Origin of the sequence: Cellulomonas sp. WB94 (assembly GCF_003115775.1) — a bacterium.
Lineage (GTDB): Bacteria > Actinomycetota > Actinomycetes > Actinomycetales > Cellulomonadaceae > Cellulomonas_A.
Genome location: NZ_QEES01000002.1, coordinates 580,692 through 593,989, shown reverse-complemented (window position 1 = coordinate 593,989; position 13,298 = coordinate 580,692). Strand labels below are relative to the sequence as shown.

The window sequence follows — 13,298 nt, the reverse complement described above, 5'->3', positions numbered from 1 at the left end:
CCCTCCCACCGTGCCGTAGAGTGGTGGAACCGGCGCGGGGTGGAGCAGCTCGGTAGCTCGCTGGGCTCATAACCCAGAGGTCGTAGGTTCAAATCCTACCCCCGCTACTAGTAAGACAGCAGGTCAGAGGCCCTTTCTCCCTTCCGGGAGAGAGGGCCTCTGTCGTCGATGTGGGCAAAATGTGGGCAGACTCCGTCCACGATCCGGGCCGTACGCGGGCGGACGCTCGTGGATCTTCGGGATCCCCAGCGCGCTCTCCAACAGCACCGAGCCGTCGAGGCTGTGGTGTGCGATACGCAGATGGTGCGCCCGCCACCTGCCCGGACATCACAGTCAGGCGGCGCGCAGGGCACTCGGCGTACGGTCAGAGTACGTACATTGGTTCCTCGGCTCCGTGGATCGGTGCCGCCACTGCGTTCATGCCAGAGGGGATGACCATGACGAGCCGCACCGCAGCGTCGGTCGAACGAACAGCGCGCCTGAACATGCGGATCTCTCCTGAGGCCCTTGAGACCCTACGAGACGCGGCGGCGGCGCAGCAGCAAGACGTCACGTCCTTCGTCCTCGGCGCCGCGATGGAGCGTTCGCGGACCGTTCTGATGGAGCAGCGCGTGATGCAGCTGACCACGCGCGAGGCCGTGCAGGTCTTCGAGTCGCTCGACCGTGAAGCCCGCGTCATCCCTGAGCTCGCGGCCCTCATCCGCGAGGTCAAGCAGCAGCGGGTCAATGGCTAGTCCCCAGCCGCTACCGCTGCTCGCGTCTGACGCCGTGTCGACCTGCCAGGGGCAGTAGCAGTGGTCTTGTGCGAGCACCAAGCGGTCAGCGGGCGCTGTGCCGCCGGACGACGACTGTGATCGCGGCGAAGGCGGCGGCAAGCAGTAGGAGGGCGAGTCCGCGGACGAGCGCCTCGTGGGCTCCGTGGAGCAGGCTGTACATCCACTCCCACGACGCCCCATCGGGCGTTCCCGCGTTGCGCGCGAACATCTCCGTGACGTACCAGCGGTTGCCCCAGCGCACGAGGTCGGCGACCCCTGCGACGCCCAGGAGGACGGCGGCGACGGAGCTCCACTGAGCGGCGTTCGCGGCAACCAGACCGGTCGTCTTCTCTGCCGCCACGGTGGTCTCGCCTCCTGTGTCGTTTCCGGCCCTGCGATCTCCACACTCTGTCGCAACTTGCTCGACGGGATGGCCCGTTCTCGCTTCCGACTTCGCCAGTCACGACGCGGCCGGTATGCCGCACTCTCATAGGGGCCGTCGGCGCGGTCAGCGAGGCAGTTCCCGCTCTTCACGTCGACGCCTGTCGACGAAGTCCGTAAGGCAGTCGACGGGGATCCGGCGAAGCCGGCCGATGTGGACGGACTCGATTGCGCCACTCGCCATCAGCTCGTAGAGCATGCTGCGTCCGATCGACAACCGCTGGGCGGCCTCGACGATCGTGAGCATGACGGGCTGGGCGTCCTCGATCTGCGTCGTCTGGCTCATGGATGTCTCCTTCGGGTGGGGTGTGCTCGGTCACCTGCTGAGGACCGGTCCGTCGGGCGATGGAGCCCGGGGGTAGCTCGGACTGCTGAAGCCGGTGGACATGGCCGACCTCGGACGCGACTGTTCCGGGTGGAGCGGCGGGATGGGCGGTGGCTGGTTGGGGTGGTAGGCCTCCCAGGTCTCGGTAGCGCTCTGTTCGGCGCGTGAGGTGGCGAGGATGGTGCGGAGGATGTCGAGGGCCGATGGCGACGGCTGGGCTCGGTCGGGCAGGCACTCGTCGGCGGTGGGTTCGGTGATGACGTAGGCGCGGTTGAGGTCGCGGCCGCGAGACATCCCGACGTAGAGGTCTTCGCGGGCCATGCCCGGGGCGGCGATGGTGTGGGTCTGGTCGACGGTGATGCCTTGGGTGCGCGCGGTGGTGGTGGCGTAGCCGAGCTCGACGTGCTCGGCGACGTAGGCGGCGGGCAACAGGACGACGGCCCGGTCGTCGCGGCGACCGTGCGCGCTGGCGGGCCGGACGTGGAGGGACCCGTCGCGACCGATGGCGGCGACGTCCCAGAGGGCGCCGTTGCGGACGAACCCGTCGGGGGTGTGCAGGTGGCGGTGGTTGTGGCGGGTGACGACGCGGTCGCCAACCCCGGCGGTGAGTCCGTCGTGCAGCTCGACGCCCTGGCGGGTGACGGTCCCGGCGCGGATCCCAGCGGCCCTGGCGGCGTTGTTGAGGTCGCGGACGGTGTGGTTGTCGGCGGCCTGCAGGACGGCCGTGTGGCCCTGGGTTCGGGCGTCGGTCCAGCCGGTCAGGGCGGCGGCAAGCATCTGGTCGCGGGTGCCGCCGGTGATGGCACCGTGGGCGTCGTAGGTGTCCAGGACGCTCGGGTGGGCGCGGCGCAACTCGAGGCTGGCGCGGGCTTCCCACGGGTGGGTGAATCGCCACAGGGAAGTGAGTTCGGCGGTGGGTCCGCGGCGGGCGAGCATCGCGAACGCCCCGCCGGCGTCGACCGATCCGCGTTGCAGGTGGTCCCCGACCAGCAGGACCCTGGCGTCGGCGGCGCGGGCTTGGGCGACGAGCGCGGCCAGGGTGCGGGTGTCGGCCAGGGACGCCTCGTCGATGATGACCAGCTGCCCCGGAGCCAGCCGCCACCGGTCCTGTTCGGCCCGGGTGCGTGCCTGCAGCGCGCGAGCGTCCCGGAGAGCGAAGACGTCGGTGGCGATCGCTTCGGCCTGGACGGCGTGGGCGTAGGTGACGGCGCGACCGTGGGCGCCGGGTCCGACAGACTCATACAGCCACTTCGCGGTCGTCTGACACGCCACCCCCAGGGAGCGTTGCAGGGTGTGCGCGGCGGTCGCCGACGGGGCCAGGCCCAGCACGGGTCCGCAGGTGCTGCGCCACGTCACGGCGACCGCGGCCAGAGTGGTGGTCTTGCCTGACCCGGCGGGTCCGACGAGGGCGTCAAGCAGGTGCGGTGAGGTCAAGATCGCCTCGGCGGCGATGCGTTGGTCGCCGGTGAGGGTGTCCAGGGCCAGTCGTGTCCGCACCGAGGCGCTGGTCAGGTCGCCGAGCTGGCGGGGGAGGTGCGCGGGGGTGGTGGCGGCGTCGATGAGGGACTGTTCGGCGGCGAGGAGCTCGGTGGAGGTGAACAGGGACTCACCCATGCGGCGCCGGTCGGGGTCGCGGGTGTCGTCCAGGTGCACGCACGCCGCCTCGGCCGAGACGGTCAGGTCGTTGAGCAGGCGCAGGCGTTCGGTGGGGGAGGCCATCCGCAGCGGCTTCGATGCCCGGAGCGCGGCGGCGCCGAGGTTCCAGGTCGTCCAGATCGACCGTTTGGTGGAGACCTCCTCGACGACCTGCGCGACCATGGCGGCGCGGACCTCGGGGCCGACGTCGTGCGCGTGCAACGCCCGCCCGTAGGTGCCGGCCAGCGCCCGGGCTGCCAGGTCGACGGGCTCGAGGCCGGTCAGGGCGCGGGCCCGGTTCGCCCAGTCCGCCCGCAGGTCCCGCAGCGGGCGCACGACCTTGGGTGGGCGGGTTGCCCGGGCGAGGTGTTGGCGGGCGCGGGTCGTCTCGATGCGGGTCGGCTCGCGCCCGTGCTCGGCGGCGAAGGTGGCGGCCCAGTCGAGCTCGGCGCCGTGGATCTGCTCGGCGCGGGCGGAGAACAGGGCCAGCACGTCGTCGTCGATGCCGTCGACCTCGAACGCCGGGTTGCGCCGTGGCCCACGCTCGCGCCGGGAGAATCCGACGGGCAGGCGCCGGGCGAGCTCGTCGGCCAGCAGGGTGTCGTACAGCTCGGAGACCGTGACGGCCGCGGCGTAGACGGCCTTGCCGTCCAGGGACCGCCACAACCCGTCGGGGCCCTGGACCTTGTTGGCGAGCACGACATGCGTGTGCAGGTTCGGGTCGCCGGCCCGGGTGTCCCAGTGGTCGAACGCCGCCGCGACCATCCCGCGCGTGCCCACCTGCCGGCACCCGCCGTCACCGACCCGGGTCCGGACCACCGTGTGCTCGACGAACGCCAACGCCTGACCCAAGGCCGCCCGGTGTGCGGCGTAGACCGCCGCCCGGGTCGGGTCGTCGCCCAGGCCCCACAGCACCGACACCGACTTCAGCGCGGTGAACGTCAGATCGAACCCCACCACCGGGGCCTCGCCCGAGAAGCCCCGGCCGAGGGGTTCGCCGGTGACGGGGTCGTGGCCGTCGCGGAACACCGCCGCCATCGCCTCCTCGGTCACCCGGTCGCCGGCCCGGACCCGGTGGGCGGGCTCGATGCCCAGGGCGGCCAGGCCTGTCCCGCACCACCGCCCCGGCGGGTTACCGGTGGCCTCGTAGTACGCGGTGAGCGACGCACCAGGTTCCAGGCCGGCATCGCCCGCAGCGACCTGCCGGGTCAGGTAGGCGTACCCGTTACCCGCGACCAGCTTGTGCATCGACATCACCGCCAACACCTCCCACCGACCGGGCGCCGTCAACAGCAGGTAGGCGACGCAGCCCGCAACATCCAGCCCGCAGCCGCCGGTCCGCAGCGACGCCTCACCCATAGGGGTGTCCGCGATGGGCGCAACACCGGGCTGCAGGAGCGAGACCTGGCTGATCCGGCTCAGCTCGGCTACGCCCGGACGTCCCCGGAGTCGTGAGGCATCCGAGGCGCTATCTGGTGCGGCTGGGTCAACGGCAGGCCGGCAGGGCCGCGGCGGTGGAGGCTAGCCTCGGCCTTTCACGGCGATAGCGTGCCGCAGACGTGAAAAGTGCCCCTGACCTGCGATGATGTGTCTTGCTGAGGGACAGATCGTCGCGGATGAGGAGCACCTTCCAGGTGAAGAAGAGTACGGGGTTCTACCCGCGGCTGGTGGTCGATGCGCACGGCGGGTCGGCGGTCGGTCAGGCCGGTGGGGTGCTGCTGACCAGGGCGGTGCGTGCCTCGGGTCTGGACGTCGCGTTGAGCGCGGAGCTGGCCAGATGGCGCAAGCCGTCCGCGGTTCACGACCCCGCGAAGGTGCTGGTGGACCTCGCGGTGACCCTCGCCCTGGGTGGGGACACCTGCTCGGACATCGCAGTCGTGCGCTCTGAGCCGGCGTTCTTCGGACGGGTCGCCTCGGACGCGACGGTCTCGCGCACGATCACTGCGCTCGCTGGTGACGTGGCCAGAGTGCTGCCCGCGATCGACCGGGCCCGGGGCGACGGCCCGAGCCAGAGTCTGGAGCGCGGCAGGGGCGAACGCCCCAGACCACGCCCGCGACGCCCGCTCGCCCTTGACGTCAGACGTGCGCGCTCAGCGAGGCGCGTTGGACTCGGCGCGGGATGCGTCGACGTGCGCCAGTTGGCGCACCCACTGTGGGCTGTTCTTGCCCTGACGCTCGTCGGTGACGAGGCGCAGTCGCGCCGCCTCCCGCTGCACCTTCGGGTCGCGCAGGACCGCGCGGCGGGCGTTCGTGTGGATCTCAGGGACTGGCTGTGTCTGTGCCACCGGTGATCTCCTCGCTCGTCGCAGCTTCGTCGTCTGATCCATCTTCGCTCATCGGGTCGTCGTTCTCTAGGGCCGGTTCCCATGCCGCGACGAGCAGATCCTGCTCGTCGGCGCCGGCGAGGTCGCTGCCGGCCAAGTAGGTCAGGACGGAGTAGCCGCGTGCGACTTTCGCCGGGTCGTCGGACAGGGTGAGTTCGAGCGCCCATTGTGCGCGCTTCCACCACTGCTCCCGCCGGTCGGTGTCGCGCCGCTGGCGAACGGTGCCGATCCCGACGATCAGGGCGACGAGCGCGGCCGCGCCCGTCGCGATCGGGCCGAGGTTCGCGAGAACATCAAGCCACCCTGATGAGCTCGCGCCAGTCGCGGTGATCACCTCACCAGTCTGCCCGACAGGCTCAATGCCGTGGTGCAATCTCGGGCCAAGGCCGCGGCTCTGGACGAGGGAACGGCGCCGGCCGTGCGCACTCCCCCGAAGCTGGTCCCTGCGTGCTCATGCGTTGTCCACTTGTTGCGGAAGCAACGGCGACCTCCCCCCCTCTTGAGGCGACGGGTTGCGGGGCCCCAGGTGTTGCTGCGGCAGCCTGGGGCTGCTTCATGTCTGGGGTCGGTCTAGCGCACCCACGCCAGAGCGCCGACGGCTCGGGGAGTCCTCGGCAAGAGCCGAGTAGGGTCCCACCCCGGCCTCGCCGGCGACACGCCCGTGCGGGGCTCTTCAGCGATCTGCTCTGTGTGGGGTTCGCACCGCGGATTCGCCTGGTGCTGGACGAATGCCCAGGTCAGTGGGCCATTCGGGGGATTCTTGACTCTCAGGGCCCGCACAGGGTCGACCGCGTCTAGCGTGGCGAATGCCGGCGAAGGGTGGGGGCGCCATCGTCGGCCACCAGGTGGGCTGCCCCCACCGAAGGGGGCTCCAACGATGCGTCTACGTCCACTCATCGCAGCGATTGCCGGAGCGGCGGTCGCGCTCGTCGGGTTAGCCGGTCCGTCCTCGGCGAGCGTCTCGCCGTATGACACGGTCACGGCGTCGAGCATGAACAACCTCGTGACGGCCATGGAGTCGTACGCGATGTTCGACGGCAACGACCTGTACACCGGGGTCACCGCCGCCTCGCTGTCGGACTGGGGCTGGACTCCGGGCGCGTCAACGGCGTTGCAGATCACCATCGAGGGCGATGGGCAGTCATGGCACGCGATCGGCCAGGACACCCACACCGGCACCCGCCAATACACCTATACCTCAGCCACCGCGATCAACGGCGTCGGCCCCGGTGGGGTTGCCGTCTCCAGCCCGCAGCCGCTCGTAGTGCCGGCCACCGCTGGCGTGACGATCCATGATGTCGGGGATCAGCTGGATGCTGATGCCTTGACGGCTCTGCTCGTGTCAGGTGGCGTCACGCTGCAGCAGGTGTGTGACGAGACGTTGTTCTTCCCCGCACCAAACACCCTCCAACCGCCGTCGTCGCTGAGCGACGCCACGCGGACGTGCGAGACCGGCGTGGCCTCCGGCGCCTCCCTGCGGGACGTTCTGAACGCGATCATCAGCATCGGCGGCCTTTCCGTTGTGGCCGCGATCGCGATCGCGACCGTCGGAGATGGCACCCACCCAGCCGCCGCGCCACCGTGGGTTGGTACGCCGGAGGGCCCGCAGACACCGCGACCCGTTCCGCTGCCGCTGCCGAACAGCGTCTGGAAGATCACGAACGCGGCCGGCCGGTTCGCTGCCCAGAACAAGATGGACCCGCAGACCGCGGCGGTGGCGGTGCAGCAGTGCATGGCCTATGTGGCCAATGCCTTCGCCGGGCTTGACCCGTACGACCAGTGCTCCAAGTCGCAGATCTTCATGCCGGGTCAGCTCGACGCCAAACAGGCGACCCAGCACGACACCGAAGCTCTGGCTCAGAACCCGGCCTGGGTCCAGCAGAACTACCGCGCTGGCGCCAACAACCCGAGTCCGAGGGGCTGGTACTCCTCGGATCCGATTTGTGTCACCGCAAACCAGGCCGGGCTCGACTGCGACGAGTTCCCCTACTACGCGACCCTCCAGGGCGGCGGCCTTGCTGTTCCTCGTCCATCCCTGAAGGGCGTCGATCCCACCCAGAACCGTCTTCTGGGCACCCGATACAGCTCGTTCCTGGCAGACTGCAAGGTGAACGAGGGGGACCCGTTCCTGGTCATCCCGATCCCCTCCACAGCACCGACCGTGCCCACGCTCGAGGTGTGCAACGGCCACTGACAGTAAGGAGTAGCAGATGACGGGCGTCGAGGTCACGCAAGCGCTGGTCGGGTTCGAGGACCGCCTGCGTGGCCTCGGCGTGCCCGTCGTTGACCGGCTCCGCCCCGGCCTCAGCCCAGAGCAAGTTGGGCAGATCAGCGCCGAGTTCGACGTGCGGCTCTCCGAAGATGCCGCCGCGTTGTGGATGTGGCACGACGGGGATCGCGAGAACTACCGAGACGACCCAACGGCACCCAGCCTCACACCTTTCAAAGTGTTCTGTGGGCTGCGCTCGGCTCTAGAACGTAGCGCCTTCATGCACAAAGTCACATGGACCGACGCGTTCGAGGATCCCCAGCCGTGGGGCCCGGAGTGGGACGCGCACTTCCGGACCCAATACGTCATCCTCCTGGAAGCCGGCGCCAATCCACTCACGATGGACTGCACCGACCCGGCCGCGCAGGACTCACCGACGGGCATCTATGCCTCTGACGAGGGTCTCGGCGCCACGATCTCCCTGGCCGAACGCATCAGCTGGTGGCACTGGGCCATCGACAACGGCCACTGGCTCCTCACCCCCGACAAGAAGTGGGACATCGATTGGACCCGAGCACCCGGCCAGCTCGTCGGGCTACACGTGCGCGACAACGCGTCCTAGCCTCGGCCTTTCACGGCGATAGCGTGCCGGAGGCGTGAAAAGTGCCCCTGACCTGCGATGATGTGTCTTGCTGAGGGACAGATCGTCGCGGATGAGGAGCACCTTCCAGGTGAAGAAGAGTACGGGGTTCTACCCGCGGCCGGTGGTCGATGCGCACGGCGGGTCGGCGGTCGGTCAGGCCGGTGGGGTGCTGCTGACCAGGGCGGTGCGCGCCTCGGGTCTGGACGTTGCGTTGAGCGCGGAGCTGGCCAGATGGCGCAAGCCGTCCGCGGTTCACGACCCCGCGAAGGTGCTTGCAAATGGGACACTCCTCTTCACGACCTTTGTCGCCGCTCTAGGTCCGCTACGTGGGAAAGCGTCCTTTCTGGACGCACCCACCGCTTCCGCGTTCCTGTTTCTCTCCTTCGCATTGCTAGTCGTCAATCCGTTGTACTACGCGACCGCCCGAGCGAATACGGACCTCGTCTTCCGCGCAATTCGAGTAGTACGCCGATTTTCGTCGAGGCGCCAGCGCCGCGCAATCACGTCCTACCGGGCCTGACTCGTGCCACGTTCGGTCCTCGAGGGTGGGCGCGGGTCGCTGACCTGCTGTTTCGTTGTGCGCTCGGGTGCGATGTGGTCACTAAGAACCTCGTCGTGCAAGCCTTCGGGGGTGGTCTCGCGGTTCGTGCGCAAGGTCCGCACCGCTTCGGGAGCGGTCGCGGTCCAGATCGTCACGCGCCGGGGCCGGCAGGTCGAACAGGTCGAGCACGTCGGGTCAGCGCATAGCGATGCCGAGCTCGCGTTGCTGCTGGCCGTAGCGCGTGAGCGGCTGTCCCCAGGCCAAGACGCCCTGGACCTCGGGGACCTGTTGGTGGTCCCGGCGCGGATGGACGACGTCGCGGACTGGACCGCCGAACCGGAACTGCTCCTGCAGCCGGCGACGCCGGCGGCCGGTGGGCGTCCTGCGGCCGTCGCCGCAGGTGGGCGGGTCGTGGGGACCTCCGCGGACCTGTTGTGGAAGGTCCTGACCAGCGAATACACCCGGCTGGGGTTCGACGTCCTGGGCGATGACGGGTTCCGGGCGATGGTCCTGGCACGGATCGTGGAGCCGACCTCCAAGGCCGAGGTCGTCCGCGTCCTGGACGAACTCGACGCACCGGCGGTCAGCCTGCGCACGTTGTTCCGGTCGCTGGCCCGGTGCCAGGCCCAGGACTACCGCGACACGTTGGCCAGGGCCGCGTGGGCGCACTCGGTCCGCACCACCGGGACATCGGTCCTGATCTTGTACGACGTGACGACGCTGCACTTCGAGCGGCCGGACGAGGACGAGCTGCGCAGGGTCGGGATGAGCAAGGAGCACCGCGTGGACCCCCAGGTTCAGGTCGGGCTGCTGGTCGACCCGGGCGGGTTCCCGCTCGAGGTGCACCTGTTCGAGGGCAGCAAGGCCGAGACGACCACTCTGATCCCCGTACTGACCGCGTTCGGCAAGCGGCACGACGTCACGGACCTGGTCGTCGTCGCCGACGCCGGGATGCTCTCGGCGGGCAACCTGAACGCCCTGGAGGACGCCGGGTTCTGCTTCATCGTCGGCTCGCGGATCACCCGGGCCCCCTACGACCTGGCCGATCACTTCGAACGGCACGGCAACTACTTCACCGACGGGCAGGTCCTGGAATCGACCCGGGACATGGGCACCGGCAAGGCGGCCCGGGCCCGGCGGGTGGTCTACCAGTGGAAGTTCGCCCGCGAGCAGCACGACAACAAGGCCATCAACGCGATGATCGACCGGGCCGAGAAGATCGCCGACGGCCGCGCCCCGTTGAAGAAGGCCCGGTTCCTCAAGATCACCGGAGCCACCAAGGAACTCGACCAGGCCACCATCGACCGGGCCCGCCAGTTGGCGGGCCTCAAGGGCTACGTCACCAACCTGCCGACCGCCACGATGGACGGCGCGGCGGTCATCGCGGCCTACCACGACCTATGGCACGTCGAGCAGTCGTTCCGCATGACCAAGTCCGACCTACGAGCCCGGCCCGTGTTCCACCACCAACGCGACGCCATCGAAGCCCACCTGACGGTGGTGTTCGCCGCCCTGGCCGTCGCCCGCCATCTGCAAGACCTCACCGGCATGAGCATCAAGAAGATCGTCCAGGCCCTGCGCACCGCACGCTCAGCAACCATCGAGATCAACGGCCAACGCCTCACCCTCGACCCCGACCTCACCGAGACCGCCCGCGCCATCCTCAACCGACTCGAAACCGGTCACTAAGGCAAGTGGCACGAGTCGGGCCGGGCTCAACTTGCGGTCCACCAAGGCGCGATGGCCGTTGCTGAAGAGCGGGTCAACACTGCCATCGCCCAGGCGCGGAGGGTGGCGTCCCGTGAGGTGGTGTAGTTCTCGATCTTCTTCGTCGTGGTGACCACGACGGAGAAGGCCATCGTGCGATGGTCGGTGAGACCGGACTAGGGAACTCACGGAAGGACATCGCACGATGGCTATGGACCAGTCTGCCCTGCTCGACCTGCTCGCCGCATTGAAGGACACCGACGTCAGCGACCGGATCCGGACCGCGACCGAGCACCTGTATCAAGAGCTGATCGACGCCGAGGCGACCGCGGTGATCGGCGCCGGCCCCTGGCAGCGCACGCAGGCCCGCACGGCGTTGCGCAACGGGTCGCGGGACCGGGTGTTGACGACCACGGCCGGGGACCTGGACCTGCGGATCCCCAAGCTGCGCACCGGGTCGTTCTTCCCGTCCTTGCTCGAGCGGCGCCGCCGGGTCGACCAGGCACTGTTCGCGGTCGTGATGGAGGCCTACCTGCACGGGGTCAGCACCAGGAAGGTCGACGACCTGGTCAGGGCCCTGGGGGCCGACACCGGGATCTCCAAGAGTGAGGTCTCCCGGATCTGCGCGGGCCTGGACGAGGAGGTCTCGGCGTTCCGTGACCGGTCCCTGGCCGACGCGGGGTTCCCCTACGTGTTCCTGGACGCGACGTACTGCAAGGCCAGGGTCGGGCGCCGGGTGGTGTCCCAGGCCGTGGTCATCGCCACCGGGGTCCGCGCCGACGGGCACCGTGAGGTCCTCGGCTTCGACGTCGGAGACTCCGAGAACGGCGCCTTCTGGACCAGCTTCCTGCGCTCGCTCAAGGCCCGCGGGCTGGGCGGTGTGGCGCTGGTCATCTCCGACGCCCACGAGGGCCTGAAGACCGCGATCGCCTCGGTCCTGCTCGGCTCGTCCTGGCAACGCTGCCGGGTCCACTTCACCCGCAACGTCCTCGACGCGGTGTCCAAGACGAACGCCGAGATGGTCGCCGCCGCGATCCGCACGATCTTCGCCCAACCCGACGCCGCCCACGTCGCCGAGCAGTTCGAAGTCATCGCGACCATGCTGACCCGCTCCCACCCGAAGGTCGGGCACATGCTCACCGACGCCCGCGAGGACCTGCTCGCCTTCACCGCGTTCCCCGCCAGCCACTGGAAGAAGATCTGGTCGACCAACCCCCTGGAACGACTGAACAAGGAGGTCAAACGCCGCACCGACGTCGTGGGGGTCTTCCCCAACCCCGCCGCCCTGCTGCGCCTGGCCGGCGCCGTCCTGGTCGAGGCCCACGACGAATGGGCCGCCACCGACCGCCGCTACCTATCCGAGAACTCCATGGCCCAACTCGCCACCATGACCCTGACGACCCAGGAGGTGGACCACACCGAACTCCTCACGGCATGATCTGAGCACTGACCCGCACGGTGTCGAGAAACTCCACCACTCAGCGGGACGTCACCGCGCGGAGGGCTGCAGCCGAGGTCGGGCTGTTGGACATGACCGCTACTGAGTGGCGAACGTCCGTTATCGCCGACGAACCTTCCACTGAAGGCGCGTACGAGGAACTGCAGATTAGCAATTTGGCGAGGCTTGTCGACGACTACGACAGGCAGCCATCGATCGAGATTGCGAGTCGCTTGCGACGAATCCGCGTCTGGATGGCGCACCGGAACCTTGCGAGCCTTCGTCGAATAGGAGCGGAGCTCAACCATCTGGAGGCCATACTGAATGCCGCCGAGGCACACATTGAGGCGGGCCGACTTGATCCTAGCGAGATCGAGTTCGTTGAAGAGAACATCAAGCGCGCCGGAGAGGACTTCATCGTAATGTGGCCGATTCGGTCCAAGGCCTGATCGCGGCGCGTCCACGACACTCGCTTCGCTGGGACCGCCAAGCACGGCGTGCTGGCGCTACTGGGTGCATTGACGATTGGTGGGGTCGCCGGCCCGGGTGTCCCAGTGGTCGAACGCCGCAGCGATCATCCCGCGCGTGGCCACCTGCCGGCACCCGCCGTCACCGACCCGGGTCCGCACCACCGTGTGCTCGACGAACGCCAACGCCTGCCCAAGGCCGCCCGGTGCGCCGCGTAGACGGCCGCGCGGGTCGGGTCGTCGCCCAGGCCCCACAGCACCGAGACGGACTTCAGCGCCGTGAACGTCAGATCGAACCCCACCACCGGGCTCTCGCCCCCGAAGCCCCGACCGAGGGGTTCGCCGGTGATGGGGTCGTGGCCGTCGCGGAACGCCGCGGCCATGGCCTCCTCGGTCACCCGGTCACCCGGCCGGACCCGGTGGGCCGGCTCGATGCCCAGGGCGGCCAGGCCCGCCCCGCACCACTGCCCGGGCGGTTTGCCGGTGGCCTCGTAGTACGCGGTGAGCGACGCACCCGGCTCCAGGCCGGCATCGCCTGCAGCGACCTGGCGGGTCAGGTAGGCATGCCTGTCACCCGCGACCAGCTTGTGCATCGACATCACCGCCAACACCTCCCCCGACTGGGCGCCGTCACGACTGGGCGCCGTCAACAGCAGGTAGGCGCGGATGCCCGCAACATGCACAGTCCGCGGTCGGCAGTCCCGCAGCGATGCCTCACCCATAGGGGTGTCGGGGGAGGGCGCAAGACCGGGCTGGGGGCCCGGCGGGCTCGTCCGGCTCGGCTCGGTTCCGCGCGACCGTTCCCGGTCGTCT

13 protein-coding genes, 1 tRNA gene and 2 pseudogenes are annotated in these 13,298 nt (G+C 69.3%); 9 read left to right on the top strand and 7 right to left on the bottom strand.

Going from position 1 to position 13,298, the window contains the following annotated elements; all coding sequences use genetic code 11:
* Positions 1-33: 33 nt before the first annotated feature.
* Positions 34-107, top strand: a tRNA-Met gene (locus DDP54_RS03860).
* A 330-nt stretch (positions 108-437) separates the two neighbouring features.
* The gene (locus DDP54_RS18090) at positions 438-734 is read left to right on the top strand and encodes a DUF1778 domain-containing protein (protein ID WP_158274445.1); all 297 of its coding nucleotides are present in this window, start codon (positions 438-440) and stop codon (positions 732-734) included.
* A gap of 85 nt (positions 735-819) precedes the next feature.
* On the opposite strand, the gene DDP54_RS03850 is transcribed toward DDP54_RS18090, so the two are convergent.
* From DDP54_RS03850 to mobF, 3 genes are all read right to left on the bottom strand, one after another.
* Positions 820-1,116: a hypothetical protein gene (locus DDP54_RS03850; protein WP_109130625.1), complete on the bottom strand. Its 297-nt coding sequence runs from the start codon at positions 1,114-1,116 to the stop codon at positions 820-822.
* Positions 1,117-1,263: 147 nt separating this feature from the next.
* The gene (locus DDP54_RS03845) at positions 1,264-1,482 is read right to left on the bottom strand and encodes a helix-turn-helix domain-containing protein (RefSeq protein WP_109130624.1); all 219 of its coding nucleotides are present in this window, start codon (positions 1,480-1,482) and stop codon (positions 1,264-1,266) included.
* A 30-nt stretch (positions 1,483-1,512) separates the two neighbouring features.
* The gene (mobF, locus tag DDP54_RS03840) at positions 1,513-4,515 is read right to left on the bottom strand and encodes a MobF family relaxase (RefSeq protein ID WP_242448207.1); all 3,003 of its coding nucleotides are present in this window, start codon (positions 4,513-4,515) and stop codon (positions 1,513-1,515) included.
* Positions 4,516-4,790: 275 nt separating this feature from the next.
* Between mobF and DDP54_RS18520 the strand changes: the two are divergent.
* Positions 4,791-5,205 (top strand): annotated as a pseudogene (locus DDP54_RS18520) (transposase); the annotation flags it as partial.
* A 210-nt stretch (positions 5,206-5,415) separates the two neighbouring features.
* On the opposite strand, the gene DDP54_RS03830 reads toward DDP54_RS18520, so the two are convergent.
* On the bottom strand, positions 5,416-5,814 hold the full coding sequence (locus DDP54_RS03830; protein ID WP_109130622.1) for a hypothetical protein: 399 nt from the start codon (positions 5,812-5,814) through the stop codon (positions 5,416-5,418).
* Between the two features lie 657 nt (positions 5,815-6,471).
* On the opposite strand from DDP54_RS03830, the gene DDP54_RS03825 reads away from it, so the two are divergent.
* From DDP54_RS03825 to DDP54_RS03810, 4 genes and pseudogenes are all read left to right on the top strand, one after another.
* Positions 6,472-7,674 carry a hypothetical protein gene (locus tag DDP54_RS03825; RefSeq protein WP_109130621.1) on the top strand — a complete coding sequence of 401 codons (1,203 nt, stop codon included), beginning with the start codon at positions 6,472-6,474 and terminating at the stop codon, positions 7,672-7,674.
* Between the two features lie 16 nt (positions 7,675-7,690).
* Entirely contained in the window at positions 7,691-8,311 is a 621-nt protein-coding gene (locus tag DDP54_RS03820) for a hypothetical protein (protein WP_109130620.1), read from the top strand.
* A 109-nt stretch (positions 8,312-8,420) separates the two neighbouring features.
* Positions 8,421-8,612 (top strand): annotated as a pseudogene (locus DDP54_RS18515) (IS1380 family transposase); the annotation flags it as partial.
* Between the two features lie 351 nt (positions 8,613-8,963).
* Positions 8,964-10,562, top strand: a complete 1,599-nt coding sequence (locus tag DDP54_RS03810; protein ID WP_242448206.1) for an IS1634 family transposase — start codon at positions 8,964-8,966, stop codon at positions 10,560-10,562.
* A gap of 26 nt (positions 10,563-10,588) precedes the next feature.
* On the opposite strand, the gene DDP54_RS18085 is transcribed toward DDP54_RS03810, so the two are convergent.
* Positions 10,589-10,732, bottom strand: a complete 144-nt coding sequence (locus DDP54_RS18085) for a hypothetical protein (protein ID WP_158274444.1) — start codon at positions 10,730-10,732, stop codon at positions 10,589-10,591.
* 53 nt (positions 10,733-10,785) lie between these two features.
* On the opposite strand from DDP54_RS18085, the gene DDP54_RS03805 reads away from it, so the two are divergent.
* Together DDP54_RS03805 and DDP54_RS03800 are read left to right on the top strand one after the other, a co-directional pair.
* On the top strand, positions 10,786-12,018 hold the full coding sequence (locus DDP54_RS03805) for an IS256 family transposase (RefSeq protein WP_109130386.1): 1,233 nt from the start codon (positions 10,786-10,788) through the stop codon (positions 12,016-12,018).
* A 20-nt stretch (positions 12,019-12,038) separates the two neighbouring features.
* Positions 12,039-12,467 carry a hypothetical protein gene (locus DDP54_RS03800; protein ID WP_109130618.1) on the top strand — a complete coding sequence of 143 codons (429 nt, stop codon included), beginning with the start codon at positions 12,039-12,041 and terminating at the stop codon, positions 12,465-12,467.
* A 57-nt stretch (positions 12,468-12,524) separates the two neighbouring features.
* On the opposite strand, the gene DDP54_RS18810 is transcribed toward DDP54_RS03800, so the two are convergent.
* A complete protein-coding gene (locus tag DDP54_RS18810; RefSeq protein WP_277949579.1) occupies positions 12,525-12,647 on the bottom strand; it encodes a relaxase domain-containing protein in 123 nt (40 codons plus the stop codon).
* Positions 12,593-13,084: a relaxase domain-containing protein gene (locus DDP54_RS03795; protein ID WP_277949596.1), complete on the bottom strand. Its 492-nt coding sequence runs from the start codon at positions 13,082-13,084 to the stop codon at positions 12,593-12,595. Before DDP54_RS03795 ends, DDP54_RS18810 begins: the two co-directional genes overlap by 55 nt.
* Positions 13,085-13,298: the final 214 nt, after the last annotated feature.

Coding starts and splice junctions, on each gene's coding strand:
- DDP54_RS18090 (WP_158274445.1), top strand. CDS start 438: ATGACGAGCCGCACCGCAGCGTCGGTCGAACGAACAGCGCGCCTGAAC.
- DDP54_RS03845 (WP_109130624.1), bottom strand. CDS start 1,482: ATGAGCCAGACGACGCAGATCGAGGACGCCCAGCCCGTCATGCTCACG.
- mobF (WP_242448207.1), bottom strand. CDS start 4,515: ATGGGTGAGGCGTCGCTGCGGACCGGCGGCTGCGGGCTGGATGTTGCG.
- DDP54_RS03825 (WP_109130621.1), top strand. CDS start 6,472: ATGAACAACCTCGTGACGGCCATGGAGTCGTACGCGATGTTCGACGGC.
- DDP54_RS03820 (WP_109130620.1), top strand. CDS start 7,691: ATGACGGGCGTCGAGGTCACGCAAGCGCTGGTCGGGTTCGAGGACCGC.
- DDP54_RS18085 (WP_158274444.1), bottom strand. CDS start 10,732: ATGGCCTTCTCCGTCGTGGTCACCACGACGAAGAAGATCGAGAACTAC.
- DDP54_RS03805 (WP_109130386.1), top strand. CDS start 10,786: ATGGCTATGGACCAGTCTGCCCTGCTCGACCTGCTCGCCGCATTGAAG.
- DDP54_RS03795 (WP_277949596.1), bottom strand. CDS start 13,084: ATGTCGATGCACAAGCTGGTCGCGGGTGACAGGCATGCCTACCTGACC.